Below are 17,837 nucleotides of genomic sequence, written 5' to 3' on the forward strand. Positions count from 1 at the left end.
CCAAGGAACAAAGGAACGAACGACCACTCCTAGGTCAAGGGGGGCGCGTGATGCGCTACTTCGAGGACTTCCGGCCCGGCGACGTCCACGAGCTGGGCACCGTCACCGTCACGGCGGAGGAGGTGCTGGAGTTCGGCAGGCGCTTCGATCCGCAGCCCTTCCACACGGACCCCGAGCTCGCCGCGGAATCGCAGTTCGGCGGCCTGATCGCCAGCGGCTTCCACACCCAGTCGATGTTCATGCGGCGCTACGTCGACGGCCTGCTCGCCTACAGCTTCTGCATGGGCTCGCCCGGGATCGACGAGGTGCGCTATCTGCGCCCCGTGCGCCCGGGCGACGTCCTCACGGCGCGGGTGGAGATCCTTGGCGCCACCCCGTCGCCGTTCAACCCCACCAGCGGGACCGTCAAGCCGCGCTGCACGCTGGTGGGCGCCGACGGGACGGCCGTGTTCAGCATGATCCTGCACAGCATCTTCCGGCGCCGCCCCGCCGGGACCGAGGCCGGCCATCTGTCGTCGATGTCCGCGGCCGAGGACCCCGTCGGGTGCTGCTCGCGCCCGCGCACGCACGCGTCCGCCGAGGAGACCGCACCCGCAGTGGCCATGAGCGCCTGACCTGGACCTGAACAGGCACGCGACCGAGCACGGCCGTCCGCACGACCAGTCAGCGAGTACGGCGGGTGCGGCCCGCGTCACCCCGCCTCACCCGCACCGCCCGAACCGCCCGCAATCCAAGTGAAGGGGGACCTCCTGTGGAGGCCGTATCCCGCACCGCCCAGTGGACCGCCGCGGCGCGCGCCCTGGAGACCGAGCGCGAGGACCGGCTGTTCGCCGATCCGTACGCGCGCACCGTCGCCGACCAGATCGGCTTCGAACTGCTCGAGCGCTACGACGGGGGCGGCATCGTGCCGTTCCTCGCCATCCGCACCACCTACCTGGACCGCGCCATCGTCGCGGCGGTGCAGGAGCGCGGCATCCGCCAGGTGGTCTTCCTCGCCGCCGGCATGGACACCCGGTTCTTCCGGCTGCCCTGGCCCGACGGCGTCACCGTCTACGAGCTCGACCGCCCGGCCCTCCTGGAGGCCAAGGCCGAGATGCTGAAGGACGAGCCGCAGCCGGCCGGCCGCACCCGCGTGCCGATCCCGGTCGACCTCACGCAGGACTGGACCGGCCCCCTGAAGGAGGCCGGATGGAAGAGCGACGAGCCCGTGCTGTGGGTCGTCGAGGGCCTGCTCTTCTTCCTGCCGGAGGAGGCCGTGCGCACCCTCATCTCGACGCTCTCCGCGCACGCGGCGCCCGGCTCCGTGCTGCTCGGCGACGTCATCTCCCGGGCCGCCCTGGAGAACCCGCTCGCCCGCACCTTCATGAACGCGCTGAAGGAGGACGGCAACCCGTGGCTCTTCGGCACCGAGGAGCCCGAGGCGCTGCTCGACGCCTGCGGCTGGGCCGTGCGCGAGGTCAGGCAGCCGGGTGAGCCCGGCGCCGACTTCGACCGCTGGCCCTACCCGGTCCCGGCCCGCAACGTGCCCCGCGTGCCCCGCTCCTTCCTGTTCACCTGCGACCTGCCCGGATACGAGGAGGAGACGGCCGCATGAGCGCCCAGGACTTCCACCAGAGAGTCATCACCGACGCCGGCGCGGCCGTGCGCGGCCTCACCGTCGCCCTCGGCGAGCGGCTCGGCCTGTACAAGGCGCTCGCCGAGCACGGTCCGCTGACCGCGGGTGAGCTCGCCGGGAAGACCGGCACCAACGAGCGGTACATCGAGGAGTGGCTGCACGCCCAGCTCTCCGCCGGGTACGTCGAGCGGCACCCGAGCTCGCTCACGTACACGCTGCCCGCCGACCACGTCGAGGTGCTGGCCGACCCCACCGCCGTCACCTTCGCCGCCGGCTTCTTCACCGCCCTCAAGGCGCTGTACGCCACCGAGGACCTCCTCGCCGAGGCGTACAGGACCGGCGACGGCGTCGGCTGGGCCGAGCACGACGCGGCCCTCGACACCGGCATGGGCTCCTTCTTCCAGCCGACCTACGAGCACAAGCTGGTCCCGGACTGGCTGCCCGCCCTGCACGAGGTGACCGACAAGCTGGACGCCGGCGGCACCGTCGTGGACGTCGGCTGCGGCGTCGGCCACACCACGCTGCTCATCGCCAAGGCCTTCCCGAACGCCACCGTGCACGGCTTCGACTACTCCGAAGAGGCCATCAACATCGCCCGGCAGCTCGCCGAGGAGGCCGGCCTGTCCGACCGCGTCGTCTTCGAGGTCGCCTCCGCCGACGACTACCCGGGCACCGGCTACGACCTGGTCTGCTTCTTCAACGCCCTGCACGACATGGGCGACCCGGTCGCCGCCGCCCAGCACGTGCTCGGGTCGCTGGACGCGGACGGCACCTGGATGCTCGTCGAGTCGAACGTGTCGCCCGCCGACATCGACACCCAGACCCCCGCGGCCCGCATGTTCATGGCCCTGTCCGCCGTGATGTGCCTGCCCGTCGCCGTCGCCCAGCGCGGCCCGCACGCGCTCGGCAACCACTCGGGCGAGAAGGCCTTCCGCGCCATCGCCGAGGAGGCGGGCTTCACCCGCTGGCGGCGCGCCACCGAGACCCCGGTCAACGCGGTCTACGAGGTCCGTCCCTGAGGGATCCCTCCGACAGTCCGGCCCTGAGGGTTTCCCACCCCGACAGTCCGGCCCTGCGGCTCCCCGGGTCCCGTCCGGCCCCCCGAGCCCATCGCCCCACGAGTCCCGAGGAGTCACACCATGGGCGTCACCGCCCCGCTGCCCGTCACCGACCGGTTCATGGAGGTCCTGGAGCGCCTCAGCGAGCGTTCCGTCGAGGACTACTACAACCCGTACCAGACCTTCCAGTGGCCCGAGACGCTGGAGGAGAACCGCTACTGGATGACGCCGGAGCTGCTCACCGTCTACGGCACCGAGCACTTCGACACCCTCGGTGAGGAAACGCTTCAGCGCCTCTCGAAGTGGGAGTCCATCAACTTCTACAGCCTCAACGTGCACGGCATCCGCGAGCTCCTCATCGAGGTCGTCGGCCGGATCCACATGCCGGGCTTCGAGGTCCCGTCGGACTTCTTCCACCACTTCATCGGTGAGGAGAACGAACACATGTGGTTCTTCTCCGAGTTCTGCCGGCGCTACGGCAACAAGATCTACGGCTCCACCGCCATGCGCGCCGACGCCGCCTGGGAGCCCGAGGTCGAGAACTTCCTGGTCTTCACCCGCATCCTGTTCTTCGAGGAGCTGGTCGACCACTACAACTCCCGGATGGCCAAGGACGCCTCCCTGTGCCACACCATCCGTGAGGTCAACCGCATCCACCACCAGGACGAGTCCCGGCACATCGCCTTCGGCCGCGAGCTGGTCTCGCTGCTGTTCCAGCGCATGTGCCAGGCCGTGAGCGCGGAGCGGGTCCGGGAGGTCGAGGCGTACCTCAAGCGGTACGTCGTCTACAGCACCAACTCGCTCTACAACCCCCACGTGTACCGGGACGCCGGCATCCCCGACCCGCTCGCGCTGCGCAACGCCCTCGTCGCCGACGAGCGCCGCCGCCCGCACGAGCGCAAGGCGATCCGCAAGCCGCTGTCCTTCTTCCTGAAGACCGGGATCTTCACCGACGACACGCTGCCCGTCGTCTGAACCCGCCCAGGAGACCTCCCCGGAGACCCGGACCTCCCCGGAGCCCGGACCTTCCCGGAGACCTCCCACCCGAGAGGTGACGAGACCATGACCTTGACGAGCCCCGAGACCGTCGGGGAGACCAGGGGCCTGCCCACGATGGGCCCCGAGGGGACCCGCCTGCTGCGGCTCCTCGACGACACCTTCGAAGGCTGGGGAGTGGCCGCGGGCGCCCGCCCGATGACCATGCCCCCGCTGCTGCCGGCCGCCGAGCTGGCCAAGCTGGACTACTACGACAACTTCCCCCACCAGGCCGTCGTCGCCACCTCGCTCGACCTGGAGCGACGCGCGACCGACCCCATCTCCGCCGACACCGGCCGCTTTCCGACCGCCGCGCTCGAACCGGCCGCGCTCGGACTGCCCTCGGCGTCCTGCTACGCCGTCTACCTGACGCACCAGGGCCACCGGGTCGCCGACGACACCCTCGTCACGATCTGCTCCTGGTGCTACCGCAAGGAGACGCACTACGAGGGCATGCGGCGCCAGCTCGGCTTCCGCATGAGGGAGATCGTGGCCATCGGCGCGCAGCAGCACGCCGAGCACCACCTGGCCGACTTCACCGCCCGCATCCACGCCTTCGCCGCGGCGCTCGACCTGCCGCTGCGCAAGGAGGCCGCCTGCGACCCCTTCTTCGACAAGGGGACGTCGAAGGCCGTGCTCCAGCGGCTCACGCCGGTGAAGTACGAGTTCCTGTACGAGGACCTGGCCATCGCCTCGGTCAACACGCACCGGAACTTCTTCGGCGACCGCTGCGACATCACCCTGGAGTCGACCGGCAGCCCGGCCTTCACCAGCTGCGTCGCCTTCGGTCTGGAGCGCTGGCTGTCGGCGCTGACCCGGCGCCACGGCAGCTGGGAGTCCGCCACCCAGGCGGTGCTCGACGCGAACGCCCGTCTGAGGGCCGATGCGAGTCTCGCGGCCGGGCCGGTGGTCTGACGTGTCGGCCCGTCCCGTGGCACCGCCGGCGGGCGGCCTGGGCTGGGCGAACCTCGGCATGGACATCGTGTCCGTCAACCGTGTCCGCAGGCTTCTCGCGCAGTACGGGGAGAAGTTCTTCGAGCGGATGCTCACCCCCGGTGAACTCGACGACTGCCGTACCTCCGGCGGGCTCGACGTGCTGAGCCTGTGCGGGCGGATCGCGGCCAAGGAAGCGGCCTTCAAGACGTTACGGGTCCGCGGCAGGTTCCTGCCCTGGCCGGACATCGTCGTACGCCGCTCCGAGGGCGGCTGGCCGCTCGTGGAGCTGCACGGGCCCGCGGCCGAGATGGCCGCCGAGTCCGGCATCTCCGAGATCACCGTGTCCATCAGCCACGACGTGGACTACGCGGTCGCGGTCGCCGCGCCGATCATCGCCCCCACCCCTTCCGCCCCCACCCCCTCACAGCAGCAGCAGTAGCTAAAAGGAGAGCAATCATGGCCGACGGCCTGCAGACGGTGAAGAGCTGGATCCTCGAGCGCCACCCGGAGCGCGACGACATCGCGTCCGACCTCGACCTGATCGAGAACCGGCTCATCGACTCGCTGTCCTTCGTCGAGTTCGTCTTCCTGCTGGAGCAGGAGAGCGGCACCGCGATCCAGATGGAGACCCTGGAGGTCGACTCCATCCGGACCCTCGCCGCCATCGAGCAGCACTTCTTCAAGACCCCGGCGGAGGCCCAGGCATGAGCCGCCGCCTGTTCACCTCGGAGTCCGTCACCGAGGGCCACCCCGACAAGATCGCCGACCGGATCAGCGACACCATCCTGGACGCGCTCCTGGCCCAGGACCCGTCCTCCCGCGTCGCCGTCGAGACCCTGATCACCACCGGTCAGGTCCACATCGCCGGCGAGGTCACCACCGGGGCGTACGCGCCGATCGCGCAGCTGGTCCGCGACGCCGTCCTCGACATCGGCTACGACTCCTCCGCGAAGGGCTTCGACGGCGCCTCCTGCGGCGTCTCGGTGTCCATCGGCGCCCAGTCGCCGGACATCGCGCAGGGCGTCGACACCGCTCACGAGGCCCGGGTGGAGGGCGCGGAGGACGAGCTCGCCGGGCAGGGCGCCGGCGACCAGGGCCTCATGTTCGGCTACGCCTGCGACGACACCGCCGAGCTGATGCCGCTGCCGATCGCGCTGGCCCACCGCCTGTCGCGCCGGCTGACCGAGGTCCGCAAGAACGGCACCGTCCCGTACCTGCGGCCCGACGGCAAGACCCAGGTCACCATCGAGTACGACGGCGACAAGCCGGTCCGCCTCGACACGGTGGTCGTCTCCTCGCAGCACGCCGCCGACATCTCCGTCGAGGGCCTGCTCACCCCGGACGTGCGCGAGTACGTCGTCGAGCACGTCCTCAAGGAGCTCGTCGAGGAGGGCGTGACGCTGGAGTCCGACGGCTACCGGCTGCTGGTCAACCCGACCGGGAAGTTCGAGGTCGGCGGCCCGATGGGCGACGCCGGGCTCACCGGCCGGAAGATCATCATCGACACCTACGGCGGCATGGCCCGCCACGGCGGCGGTGCCTTCTCCGGCAAGGACCCGTCGAAGGTGGACCGTTCGGCCGCCTACGCGATGCGCTGGGTGGCGAAGAACATCGTCGCCGCCGGACTCGCCCGCCGCGCCGAGGTGCAGGTCGCGTACGCGATCGGCAAGGCGGAGCCGGTCGGTCTCTTCGTGGAGACCTTCGGCACCGGGACCCTCCCGGACGAGCGCATCCAGGAGGCCGTGTCCGAGGTCTTCGACCTCCGGCCGGCCGCGATCATCCGCGACCTGGACCTGAAGCGGCCCATCTACGCGGCGACCGCCGCGTACGGGCACTTCGGCCGGGAGCTGCCGGAGTTCACCTGGGAGCGCACCGACCGGGTGGAGCGGCTGAAGAAGGCCGCGGGGATCTGAGGGGAGCTGGAATGCGTATCGCTGTCACCGGATCCATCGCGACCGACCATCTGATGACCTTCCCCGGCTGGTTCAGCGAGCAGCTGCTCGCCGACCGGCTCGACCGGGTCTCCCTGTCGTTCCTCGCCGACAACCTGGAGGTCAGGCGCGGCGGAGTGGCAGCGAACATCGCCTTCGGACTCGGCGTGCTCGGCCTGCGTCCCGTTCTCGTGGGCGCGGTCGGCGCCGACTTCGAGCCGTACCGGATCTGGCTCAAGGACCACGGTGTGGACACCGACTCGGTGCGCGTCAGCGAGTCGCTCCACACCGCCCGGTTCGTCTGTACCACCGACCGGGCGCAGAACCAGATCGCCACCTTCTACGCCGGAGCGATGGCCGAGGCCCGCGAGATCGACCTGCGGGAGGTCGTCGCCCGGACCGGGCGTCTGGAGCTGGTCCTGGTCTCCCCGGACGACCCCGAGGCGATGCTGCGGCACTCCCGTACCTGCCGCGAGCTGGGCGTCCCCTTCGCCGCCGACCCGTCGCAGCAGCTCGCGCGGCTCGACGGCGGCCAGGTGCGGGAACTGGTGGACGGGGCGCGGTTCCTGTTCACCAACGAGTACGAGACCGCCCTGCTGCACGAGAAGACCGGCTGGGCCGAGGCGGACGTGCTGCGCCGCGTCGGCACCTGGGTCACCACCCACGGCGAGGCCGGTGTGCGCATCCGTGGCGAGGGCCGCGCGCCGCTGGCCGTGCCGGCGGTGCCGGTGGCGGGCGTGGTCGACCCGACGGGCGTCGGTGACGCCTTCCGGGCCGGCTTCCTCGCCGGAACGCTGTGGGGCGTGCCCGAGCGGTGCGCGGCCCAGCTGGGCTGCGCGGTCGCCGCGACCGTCCTCGACTACGTGGGGACACAGGAGTACCGGCTGCACCGCGATCCGCTCCTGGACCGGATCAGGACGACGTACGGAGTGGGCTGCACGGCTTCGCTGCTCACCCACTTGAGGGCACTGTCATGAGGGGGCTGACGTGAGTACCGGAAGGCGTTCCCTGAGGGAGGAGTTCGCCACGCGGGTCGTGGTGGCCGACGGGGCGATGGGCACCATGCTCCAGGCCGCCGACCCCACGATGGACGACTTCCAGCAGCTGGAGGGCTGCAACGAGATCCTCAACGTCACCCGCCCCGACATCGTGGCCTCCGTGCACGACGCCTACTTCTCGGTCGGCGTGGACTGCGTGGAGACCAACACCTTCGGCGCCAACCTGGCGGCCCTCGCCGAGTACGGCATCGAGGACCGGGTGTACGAGCTGTCGGAGGCCGGCGCGCGGATCGCCCGCACCGCCGCCGACGCCCACACGGCCGCCGACGGGCGCCCCCGCTGGGTGCTCGGCTCCATGGGCCCCGGCACCAAGCTGCCGACCCTCGGGCACATCACGTACGAGCCGCTGCGCGAGGCCTACCGGCAGAACGCCGAGGGGCTGATCCGCGGCGGCGCGGACGCCCTGCTCATCGAGACCTCGCAGGACCTGCTCCAGACGAAGGCGGCCGTCATCGGCGCCCGCCAGGCCCTGGACCGGGCCGGGCTCGACCTGCCGCTGATCGTGCAGGTGACCGTCGAGACGACGGGCACCATGCTGCTGGGCTCCGAGATCGGGGCGGCGCTGACCGCGCTGGAGCCGCTCGGCATCGACATGATCGGCCTCAACTGCGCCACCGGCCCGGCGGAGATGGCCGAGCACCTGCGCCACCTGTCCCGGCACGCCCGGATACCGGTCTCCGTCATGCCCAACGCGGGCCTGCCGGTGCTCACCTCGGACGGCGCGCACTACCCCCTGACGCCATCCGAACTCGCGGACGCCCAGGAGGCGTTCGTACGGGACTACGGACCGGCCCTGGTCGGCGGCTGCTGCGGCACCACCCCCGAGCACCTGCGGGAGATCGTCGAGCGGGTGCGGGGCGCGGCCGTGAAGCCGCGGACCCCGGTCGTCGAGCCGGGCGCGTCCTCCCTCTACAGCCACGTGCCCTTCCGCCAGGACACCTCGTACCTGGCGATCGGGGAGCGGACCAACGCCAACGGGTCGAAGAAGTTCCGCGAGGCCATGCTGGCGGGCCGCTGGGACGACTGCGTGGAGATGGCCCGCGACCAGATCCGCGAGGGCGCGCACATGCTCGACCTGTGCGTGGACTACGTGGGCCGGGACGGCGCCGCGGACATGGCGGAGCTGGCCGGCCGCTTCGCGACCGCCTCCACGCTGCCGATCGTCCTGGACTCCACCGAGATCGGCGTGCTGCGGGCGGGCCTGGAGAAGCTGGGCGGCCGGGCCGTGCTCAACTCGGTCAACTACGAGGACGGTGACGGGCCCGAGTCGCGGTTCGCGCAGGTCACGTCGTTGGCGCGGGAGCACGGGGCGGCGCTGATGGCGCTGACCATCGACGAGGAGGGCCAGGCCCGCACCGTCGAGCACAAGGTCGCCATCGCCGAGCGGCTGATCGCGGACCTGACGGGGAACTGGGGGATCAGGGAGTCGGACATCCTGATCGACACCCTCACGTTCACCATCTGCACCGGCCAGGAGGAGTCCCGCAAGGACGGCATCGCGACGATCGAGGCGATCCGCGAGCTGAAGCGGCGCCACCCGGACGTGCAGACCACGCTCGGCCTGTCCAACATCTCCTTCGGCCTGAACCCGGCCGCGCGGCTCGTGCTGAACTCGGTCTTCCTCGACGAGTGCGTCAAGGCCGGCCTGGACTCGGCGATCGTCCACGCCTCGAAGATCCTGCCGATCGCCCGCCTGGAGCCGGAGCAGGTCGAGGTCGCGCTGGACCTGATCTACGACCGGCGGCGGGAGGGCTACGACCCGCTCCAGCGGCTCCTGGAGCTCTTCGAGGGTGCCACGGCGCAGTCCCTCAAGGCCGGGAAGGCCGAGGAGCTGCTCGCGCTGCCGCTGGAGGAGCGCCTCAAGCGCCGCATCATCGACGGCGAGAAGAACGGCCTGGAGGCCGACCTCGACGCGGCGCTCGCGGAGCGTCCGGCCCTGGAGATCGTCAACGACATCCTCCTGGACGGCATGAAGACGGTCGGCGAGCTGTTCGGCTCCGGTCAGATGCAGCTGCCGTTCGTGCTCCAGTCGGCCGAGGTCATGAAGATCGCGGTGGCCTATCTGGAGCCGCACATGGAGAAGACGGACGCCGACGGGAAGGGCACGATCGTGCTCGCCACCGTGCGCGGCGACGTCCACGACATCGGCAAGAACCTCGTCGACATCATCCTCTCCAACAACGGCTACAACGTCGTCAACATCGGCATCAAGCAGCCGGTCTCCGCGATCCTGGAGGCCGCCGAAGAACACCGCGCCGACGTCATCGGCATGTCCGGTCTCCTGGTCAAGTCGACCGTGATCATGAAGGAGAACCTGGAGGAGCTGAACGGCCGCGGGCTGGCCGAGCGCTTCCCCGTGATCCTCGGCGGGGCCGCTCTGACCAGGGCGTACGTCGAGCAGGACCTGCACGAGCTGTACGGCGGCGAGGTCCGTTACGCCCGCGACGCCTTCGAGGGCCTGCGTCTGATGGACGCCCTCATGGCGGTCAAGCGGGGCGTGCCGGGCGCGACCCTGCCCGAGCTCAAGCAGCGCCGGGTGCCGAAGCGGGAGACCCCGGTCCTGGAGGTGCGCGAGCCCGAGCCGGCCGGGCGGTCCGACGTGGCCGCCGACAACCCCGTACCGGAGCCGCCGTTCCTCGGCACGCGGGTCGTCAAGGGCATCCAGCTGGCCGAGTACGCCTCCTGGCTCGACGAGGGAGCCCTGTTCAAGGGCCAGTGGGGGCTCAAGGACGCCGCCACGATCGAGTCGGAGGGCCGGCCGCGGCTGCGCGGCTGGCTGGACCGGCTGCAGACGGACCACCTCCTCGAAGCGGCCGTCGTGTACGGCTACTTCCCCTGTGTGTCCAAGGGCGACGACCTGATCGTCCTGGACGAGGACGGAGGCGAGCGGACCCGCTTCTCCTTCCCCCGCCAACAGCGGGGCCGCCGCCTCTGCCTGGCCGACTTCTTCCGCGCGGAGGACTCCGGCGAGGTCGACGTGCTCGCCCTCCAGGTCGTCACCGTCGGCTCGCGGATCGGGGAGGAGACGGCGAAGCTGTTCGCCGCCGACTCCTACCGCGACTACCTGGAGCTGCACGGCCTGTCCGTGCAGCTGGCCGAGGCGCTGGCCGAGTGCTGGCACGGCCGGGTGCGGGCCGAGTGGGGCATCGGCGGCGCCGACCCGGCCGGCATCGAGGGGATGCTGCGCACCGAGTACCAGGGCTGCCGCTACTCGCTGGGCTACCCGGCCTGCCCCGACCTGGAGGACCGGGCGAAGATCGCCGAGCTGCTGCGGCCCGAGCGGATCGGGGTCGAGCTGTCGGAGGAGTACCAGCTGCACCCCGAGCAGTCGACGGACGCCTTCGTCGTGCACCACCCGGAGGCGAGCTACTTCAACGCGGGAGGCAGACGCCTGTGAACCCGAATCCCGGGGGCCCGGCCCCCGGCGCCCCGACCTTCTCCTTCGAGTTCTTCCCACCGAAGACCGACAAGGGCGAGCAGACCCTGTGGGACGCGATCCGGCGGGTGGAGGCCCTCGCGCCGGACTTCGTCTCCGTCACGTACGGCGCGGGCGGCTCGTCCCGCGACCGCACCATCGAGGTCACCAAGCGGATCGTCACCGAGACCACCCTGCGGCCCGTCGCCCACCTGACGGCCGTCGGGCACTCGGTCGCCGAGCTGCGGGCGATCATCGGCGCCTACGCGGACGCCGGGGTGCGGGACGTGCTGGTGCTCCGCGGCGATCCGCCGGGCGATCCGCGCGCCGCCTGGACCCCCCACCCGGACGGCTTCCTGTACGCGTACGAACTCGTCGAGCTCGTACGGTCGTTGGGCGACTTCCGGATCGGCGTGGCGGCCTTCCCCGAGGGGCATCCGCGGTCGCCCGACCCGGCGAGCGACCTGGCGCACTTCGTCGCCAAGTGCCGGGCCGGGGCCGACTACGCGATCACCCAGATGTTCTTCGACCCCGAGGACTACCTGCGGCTGCGCGACCGGGTCGCTGCCGCCGGCTGCGACACCCCGATCATCCCGGAGATCATGCCCGCCACCGACGTCCGGCAGATCCGCCGCTTCGCCGAACTGTCGGACGCGGCCTTCCCCGAGGACCTGGCGCACCGCCTGGAGGCGGCGAAGGACGACCCGGCCGCCGCCTACCGGATCGGCGTCGAGCACGCCACCGCCATGGGCCTGCGGCTGCTCGACGAGGGCGCCCCGGGCCTGCACTACATCACGCTCAACAAGTCCACCGCGGCCCTCGAAATCCACCGATCCATCCACGCCTCAAGGAGCCTCGCACGTGTCTGAGTCCACCGGTGCTGTGTTTTCCGACTACAAGGTCGCCGACATCGGTCTCGCGGAGTTCGGCCGCAAGGAGATCACGCTCGCCGAGCACGAGATGCCCGGCCTGATGTCGATCCGCCGCGAGTACGCCGAGCAGCAGCCGCTCGCCGGAGCCCGGATCACCGGCTCCCTGCACATGACCGTGCAGACCGCGGTGCTCATCGAGACGCTCGTCGCGCTGGGCGCCGAGGTCCGCTGGGTGTCCTGCAACATCTACTCCACCCAGGACCACGCGGCCGCCGCCGTCGCCGCCGCCGGCATCCCGGTCTTCGCCTGGAAGGGCGAGACGCTGGAGGAGTACTGGTGGTGCACCGAGCAGGCGCTGACCTGGCCGGGCGCGGACGGCCCCAACATGATCCTGGACGACGGCGGCGACGCCACGCTCCTCGTCCACAAGGGTGTGGAGTACCGCAAGACCGGCGCCCTGCCGGAGGCCTCCAACGAGGAACTCGCCGTCGTGCGGAGCCTGCTGGAGAACAGCCCGCTCGACTGGGCGACGATCGCCGCCGGCATCCGCGGCGTGACGGAGGAGACCACCACCGGTGTCCACCGCCTGTACGAGATGCACCGCGAGGGGGAGCTGCTGTTCCCGGCGATCAACGTGAACGACGCCGTGACGAAGTCGAAGTTCGACAACAAGTACGGCTGCCGCCACTCCCTGATCGACGGCATCAACCGCGCCACCGACGTCCTCATCGGCGGCAAGACCGCCGTGGTCTTCGGCTACGGCGACGTCGGCAAGGGGTCGGCGGAGTCGCTGCGCGGCCAGGGCGCCCGCGTCATCGTCACCGAGATCGACCCGATCTGCGCCCTCCAGGCGGCGATGGACGGCTACCAGGTCGCGACCCTGGAGGACGTCGTCGAGACGGCCGACATCTTCGTCACCACCACGGGCAACAAGGACATCATCATGGCGTCCGACATCGCCCGCATGAAGCACCAGGCGATCGTCGGCAACATCGGCCACTTCGACAACGAGATCGACATGGCCGGCCTCGCGCAGATCCCCGGCATCGTCAAGGACGAGGTCAAGCCGCAGGTCCACACCTGGACCTTCCCCGACGGCAAGGTCGTCATCGTCCTGTCGGAGGGCCGCCTGCTCAACCTGGGCAACGCGACCGGCCACCCGTCCTTCGTGATGTCGAACTCCTTCGCGGACCAGACCCTGGCCCAGATCGAGCTCTTCACGAAGACCGCCGAGTACCCCACCGGCGTGTACACGCTCCCGAAGCACCTGGACGAGAAGGTCGCGCGCCTCCACCTGGACGCCCTCGGCGTCCGGCTCACCACCCTCCGCCCGGAGCAGGCCTCGTACATCGGCGTCCCGGTCGAGGGCCCGTACAAGCCGGACCACTACCGCTACTGATGTGTACCGGCGACGTGCACGACAGACGTGATCCCTGGCTCCCGGACCATCTCCTGAAGACGGAGCGGGACCTGCTGATGCCGCTGCTGCGCCGGACGCCCGCCGAGGCGTTCGAGCTCCGCACGGCCTGCCCGGGCTGGACCGCCCGGCAGGTGCTCGCGCACTGCGGGGCGGCACTGGTCAGGATCGTCGAGGGGCGCCTGGAGGAGGGCGTGTTCCTGCCCGAGGCCAACGCCTGCGACGTGGCCGAGCGGGAGGACTGGCCGCTCCACCGGATCCTCGACGAGCTGGAGCGGGGCCTCACCGAGGCCGGTCCGGTCATCGCCGAGCGGGAGGACGGCCGGCTCGACGCCGTCGCGCTCGGCGAGTGGGTCCACGCCGGGGACGTACGGGAGGCCTTCGGCGAACCCGGCGCCTACTGCGGGGACGCCCTGGAGCTCGCGCTGCCGCTGCTCTCCGTCACCAGCCGCAAGCGGGAGACCCCCCGCCTGGTCGGGGTCCTCGCGGACCGGGGCGGCGGCGAGGTGGACCTCGGCAACGAGATCGAGGGCCGCCCGCCGGCCCGCTTCCACGGAGACGCGGCGACCTTGATCCGCATCTACTCGGGACGCCCGCTGGTACGGACCCGCTACGAACTGACGGGCGCGACGGAGCAGGAACTACTCATCTACCGCTGAGGGCGGCGGGCCCCGGTCCCTTCGGACCGGGGCCCACCCCTTTCACTCACGAAGAGGACCTTCATGCCCAGCACGGTGAACACCTGGGAGACGCTCGACCGGCTCCTGCACGACCAGGCGGCACAGCGCCCCGACGACCCCGCGGTCGTCTTCGGCGAGGAGACGCTGTCCTTCCGCGAGCTCCACGAGGGCGCCGCCGTCCTCGCCACGTACCTCCGCACGGCAGGGGTGACCGCCGACGCCCGCATCGGCGTGCACGTCGAACCCTCACTCGAACTGGTGATCGGCACCTGGGGCGTGCTGCTCTCCGGCGGCGCCTACGTCCCGCTCTCCCCGGAGTACCCCGAGGAGCGCCTCCGCTACATGATCGAGGACAGCGGCGCCCGCATCGTCTTCACCCAGGAACGCTTCCGCGCCCGCGTCACCGAACTCGCCCCGCCCGGCACCACCGTCGTCACCCTCAAGGACGCCGTCCAGCACGCCTGGCGCACCGCCGGCGAGGAACACCCCCTCGCCGAGCCCGAGCTGAGCCCTTCCCAGCTCGCGTACGTCATCTACACCTCGGGCTCCACCGGCAAGCCCAAGGGCGTCATGGTCGAGCACCGCTCCATCGCGGCCCAGATGCGCTGGATGGCCGACGCGCACCGGCTCGGCCCGGACGCCGTCGTCGTCCAGAAGACCCCCATGTCCTTCGACGCCGCCCAGTGGGAGATCCTCGCCTCCGCCGTCGGCGCCCGCGTCGCCATGGGACCGCCCGGCGTCTACCGCGACCCCGAGGGCCTGATCGACACCATCCGACGGCACGGCGCCACCATGCTCCAGGGCGTCCCGACCCTCCTCCAGGCCCTCGTGGACACCGAGCGCCTCGGCACGTGCTCCAGCCTGCGCCGGGTCTACTCGGGCGGCGAGATCCTCTCCCGCAACCTCGCCGTGCAGCTGCTCGCCGAGCTGCCCGACGCCGAACTGATCAACCTGTACGGCCCGACCGAGTGCACCATCAACGCCTCCTCGCACACCGTGGACCGGGCCACCGTCGCCGACGGGCCCGCGGCCGTACCGATCGGCAGACCGGCGTACGAGACCACCTTCCACATACGCGACGGCGAACTGTGCATCGGCGGGGTCCAGGTGGCGCGGGGGTACCTGGACCGGCCCGAGCTCACGGCCGAGCGCTTCGTCACCGCCGAGGACGGCGAACGCCTCTACCGCACCGGAGACCTGGCCACCTGGAACGAGGACGGCACCGTCCAGTTCGCCGGCCGCGCCGACAACCAGATCAAGCTCCGCGGCTTCCGCGTCGAGCTCGACGAGATCGCGCTCGCCATCGAGAACCACGACTGGGTGAAGTCCGCCGCCGTCATCGTGAAGAACGAGCCCCGCACCGGCTTCCAGAACCTGGTCGCCTGCGTCGAGCTCTCCCCCAAGGAAGCCGCCCTGATGGACCAGGGCAACCACGGCGCCCACCACCAGTCCAAGGAGTCCAAGCTCCAGGTCAAGGCGCAGCTCTCCAACGCGGGCACCCTCGACGCCGCCGCCCTCGCCGGCCGCCCCGTCGTCGGCCTGCCCGGCCGCACCCCCACCGAGCGGATGCGCCGCACCGTCTTCGCCCGCAAGACCTACCGCTTCTACGAGGGCGGCCCGGTCACCCGCGCCGACGTCCTCGCCGCCCTGGCCCGCCGCCCCGAGGGCATCGGCTCCCGCCAGGTCGGCACCCTCACCGCGGCCGACCTGGGCGAGATCCTGCGCTGGTTCGGGCAGTTCCCCAGCGAGGAGCGCCTGCTCCCGAAGTACGGCTACGCCTCGCCGGGCGCGCTGTACGCGACCCAGCTGTACGTCGAGGTCCGCGGCGTCGCGGGCCTGGAGCCCGGCACGTACTACTACCACCCGGTCCACCACCGGCTGCACCTGATGGAGCCGGGCACCGCCGACGGCCCGCCCCTGGTCCGGCTCGGCTTCCGCGGCAAGTGGGCGGCGATCGAGCCGGTCTACCGGAACAACATCCGCGAGGTCCTGGAGATCGAGACCGGCCACATGGTCGGCCTGTTCGAGGAGGTCCTGCCGGGCCTGGGCCTCGGCATCCGGCCGGTGCGCGGCGGGACGCCCGGGGACGCCGAGGACCTGGGCGTGTTCGAACTCGTGCCGTACGACGAGGAGTCGGCCGCGGCGGACGAGGCGCGGGTCGACCTGTACGTGCAGTCCCATCCCGGCCGGATCGCCGACCTCCCGGGCGGCCAGTACGCCTACGAGCAGGGCCGGTTGAACGAGATCTCCGCCGGATCCGCCGGCCTGGTGGAGAAGAAGCACGTCATCGCGATCAACCAGGCGGTGTACGAGCGGGCCGCCCTCGGCATCACGGCGATCAGCCGCGGCACGGAGCCGTGGCGCGCCTACATCGACCTGGGCCGCGCGCTCCAGCGCCTCCAGCTCGGCGACCACGGCCTCGGCTTCATGTCCTCCGGCTACAGCTCGATGTCCGGCAACCCGCTGCCGGCCGCCCGCCGCATGGACGAGGTCCTGGCGGCGGCCGGCCGCCCGACCGGCCCCTCGTACTTCTTCGTCGGCGGCCGGGTCAGCGAGGAGCAGCGGCTCAGCGAGGGCATGTACGAGGACACCGTCCACATGAAGGGTCCCGCGGAGATGATCCGCGACGACCTCGTCAACCACCTGCCCGACTACATGATCCCCAACCGGGTCGTCGTCCTCGACCGGCTGCCGCACTCCGCGAACGGCAAGGTCGACGCCAAGGCCCTCGGCGAGCTGGCCGTCGTCAACGCGGGCCTCCACGGCCGCCCGCACGTCCCGCCGCGCACCCGCACCGAGACCCGGCTCACCGGGATCTGGGCGGCGGCCCTCAAGTACGAGGAGGTCGAGGCGGTCTCCGTGCAGGACGACTTCTTCGAGTCGGGCGGCAACTCGCTGATCGCGGTCGCGCTCATCACGAAGATCAACCGCGAGTTCGCCGACGCGGCGCTCCCGCTCCAGATCCTCTTCGAGGCCCCCACGATCGAGAAGCTGGCCCACCGGGTGGACGGCGCCGCCGCCACCCCGGCGTCCCGGCTGGTGCGGCTGCACGCGGACGGCGCCCAGTCGCCCGTCTTCTGCTGGCCCGGGCTCGGCGGCTACACGATGAACCTGCGCTTCCTGGCGGAAGAGCTGGGCATCGACCGCCCGTTCTACGGGGTGCAGGCGCACGGCATCAACCGCGGGGAGACCCCGTACGCGACCATCCGCGAGATGGCCGCGGCCGACGTGGCCGCGATCCGCCGGCGCCAGCCCTCCGGCCCGTACACCCTGTGGGGCTACTCCTTCGGTGCCCGCGTCGCCTTCGAGTCGGCCCACCTGATGGAGGCGGCGGGCGAGCAGGTGGAGAACCTCTTCCTGATCGCGCCCGGCTCGCCGAAGGTCCGCGCCGAGTCCGCCGCCGGGGGCGCTTCGTACGACAACCCGGGCTTCACCCAGATCCTCTACTCGGTCTTCGCGGGCGCCCTGGCGGACGTCCCCGCGAAGGACGCCGAGTCGTTCGCGGCCCACGTCGCGGAACGCTTCCCGGCCCTGGACCCGGAGCTGATCGCCCGGATCATCGCGATCGTGGAGCAGACCTTCGACTTCACGTACACCTTCCGCGAGCTGACCGAGCGCAAGGTCTCCTGCCCGGTGACGATCTTCAAGGCCCAGGGCGACGACTACTCCTTCCTCGAAGCCGCCACCGGCTGGTCCACCCGCCCGCCGACGGTGATCGAACTGGACGCCGACCACTACAGCCTGCTGCGGGCGCCGGACCTGAGGGAACTGGTGAAGAAGATCCACTACCGCCTGGGCCGGTAGCCCTTTCGGGCCCGGC

At 71.1% G+C, this 17,837-nt stretch carries 14 protein-coding genes; all 14 read left to right on the forward strand.

The genetic code is table 11. From position 1 onward, the window contains the following. Nucleotides 1-50: 50 nt before the first annotated feature. Nucleotides 51-614: a MaoC family dehydratase gene (locus OG309_RS20335; protein WP_329422797.1), complete on the forward strand. Its 564-nt coding sequence runs from the start codon at nt 51-53 to the stop codon at nt 612-614. 137 nt (nt 615-751) lie between these two features. Further along, nucleotides 752-1,594: a class I SAM-dependent methyltransferase gene (locus tag OG309_RS20340; protein ID WP_329422798.1), complete on the forward strand. Its 843-nt coding sequence runs from the start codon at nt 752-754 to the stop codon at nt 1,592-1,594. After that, nucleotides 1,591-2,634: a class I SAM-dependent methyltransferase gene (locus tag OG309_RS20345; RefSeq protein ID WP_329422800.1), complete on the forward strand. Its 1,044-nt coding sequence runs from the start codon at nt 1,591-1,593 to the stop codon at nt 2,632-2,634. Before OG309_RS20340 ends, OG309_RS20345 begins: the two co-directional genes overlap by 4 nt. A 120-nt stretch (nt 2,635-2,754) precedes the next feature. Further along, the gene (locus OG309_RS20350; protein ID WP_329422801.1) at nt 2,755-3,648 is read left to right on the forward strand and encodes a diiron oxygenase; all 894 of its coding nucleotides are present in this window, start codon (nt 2,755-2,757) and stop codon (nt 3,646-3,648) included. A gap of 87 nt (nt 3,649-3,735) precedes the next feature. Then, complete coding sequence (locus OG309_RS20355; RefSeq protein WP_329422802.1) at nt 3,736-4,623, forward strand: hypothetical protein; 888 nt, start codon at nt 3,736-3,738, stop codon at nt 4,621-4,623. 1 nt (nt 4,624) lies between these two features. Then, nucleotides 4,625-5,083 (forward strand): holo-ACP synthase, encoded by a 459-nt coding sequence (gene acpS / locus OG309_RS20360; RefSeq protein ID WP_329422804.1) that lies wholly within the window; start codon nt 4,625-4,627, stop codon nt 5,081-5,083. A 17-nt stretch (nt 5,084-5,100) separates the two neighbouring features. Continuing rightward, nucleotides 5,101-5,352 (forward strand): phosphopantetheine-binding protein, encoded by a 252-nt coding sequence (locus tag OG309_RS20365; protein ID WP_132911903.1) that lies wholly within the window; start codon nt 5,101-5,103, stop codon nt 5,350-5,352. After that, nucleotides 5,349-6,557 carry a methionine adenosyltransferase gene (gene metK / locus OG309_RS20370; protein ID WP_329422808.1) on the forward strand — a complete coding sequence of 403 codons (1,209 nt, stop codon included), beginning with the start codon at nt 5,349-5,351 and terminating at the stop codon, nt 6,555-6,557. The genes OG309_RS20365 and metK overlap by 4 nt, the downstream gene beginning before the upstream one ends. Nucleotides 6,558-6,568: 11 nt before the next feature. Further along, entirely contained in the window at nt 6,569-7,552 is a 984-nt protein-coding gene (locus OG309_RS20375; protein WP_329422809.1) for a carbohydrate kinase family protein, read from the forward strand. 10 nt (nt 7,553-7,562) lie between these two features. Next, nucleotides 7,563-11,030 (forward strand): methionine synthase, encoded by a 3,468-nt coding sequence (gene metH, locus OG309_RS20380; RefSeq protein WP_329422811.1) that lies wholly within the window; start codon nt 7,563-7,565, stop codon nt 11,028-11,030. Beyond that, the gene (gene metF / locus OG309_RS20385) at nt 11,027-11,917 is read left to right on the forward strand and encodes a methylenetetrahydrofolate reductase [NAD(P)H] (RefSeq protein WP_329422812.1); all 891 of its coding nucleotides are present in this window, start codon (nt 11,027-11,029) and stop codon (nt 11,915-11,917) included. Before metH ends, metF begins: the two co-directional genes overlap by 4 nt. A 13-nt stretch (nt 11,918-11,930) precedes the next feature. After that, nucleotides 11,931-13,319, forward strand: a complete 1,389-nt coding sequence (ahcY, locus tag OG309_RS20390; RefSeq protein ID WP_329422814.1) for an adenosylhomocysteinase — start codon at nt 11,931-11,933, stop codon at nt 13,317-13,319. After that, nucleotides 13,319-13,996: a maleylpyruvate isomerase family mycothiol-dependent enzyme gene (locus tag OG309_RS20395; protein ID WP_329422815.1), complete on the forward strand. Its 678-nt coding sequence runs from the start codon at nt 13,319-13,321 to the stop codon at nt 13,994-13,996. Before ahcY ends, OG309_RS20395 begins: the two co-directional genes overlap by 1 nt. A 63-nt stretch (nt 13,997-14,059) precedes the next feature. Beyond that, nucleotides 14,060-17,821 (forward strand): amino acid adenylation domain-containing protein, encoded by a 3,762-nt coding sequence (locus OG309_RS20400; protein ID WP_329422817.1) that lies wholly within the window; start codon nt 14,060-14,062, stop codon nt 17,819-17,821. Nucleotides 17,822-17,837 lie beyond the last annotated feature (16 nt).

Origin of the sequence: Streptomyces sp. NBC_01268 (assembly GCF_036240795.1) — a bacterium.
GTDB lineage: Bacteria > Actinomycetota > Actinomycetes > Streptomycetales > Streptomycetaceae > Streptomyces.

Bases quoted from the DNA above. Each gene is read 5' to 3' on its own strand.
- OG309_RS20375 (WP_329422809.1), top strand. From the start codon at position 6,569: ATGCGTATCGCTGTCACCGGATCCATCGCGACCGACCATCTGATGACC.
- OG309_RS20335 (WP_329422797.1), top strand. From the start codon at position 51: ATGCGCTACTTCGAGGACTTCCGGCCCGGCGACGTCCACGAGCTGGGC.
- OG309_RS20345 (WP_329422800.1), top strand. From the start codon at position 1,591: ATGAGCGCCCAGGACTTCCACCAGAGAGTCATCACCGACGCCGGCGCG.
- OG309_RS20350 (WP_329422801.1), top strand. From the start codon at position 2,755: ATGGGCGTCACCGCCCCGCTGCCCGTCACCGACCGGTTCATGGAGGTC.
- OG309_RS20365 (WP_132911903.1), top strand. From the start codon at position 5,101: ATGGCCGACGGCCTGCAGACGGTGAAGAGCTGGATCCTCGAGCGCCAC.
- OG309_RS20395 (WP_329422815.1), top strand. From the start codon at position 13,319: ATGTGTACCGGCGACGTGCACGACAGACGTGATCCCTGGCTCCCGGAC.
- metK (WP_329422808.1), top strand. From the start codon at position 5,349: ATGAGCCGCCGCCTGTTCACCTCGGAGTCCGTCACCGAGGGCCACCCC.
- OG309_RS20400 (WP_329422817.1), top strand. From the start codon at position 14,060: ATGCCCAGCACGGTGAACACCTGGGAGACGCTCGACCGGCTCCTGCAC.
- OG309_RS20355 (WP_329422802.1), top strand. From the start codon at position 3,736: ATGACCTTGACGAGCCCCGAGACCGTCGGGGAGACCAGGGGCCTGCCC.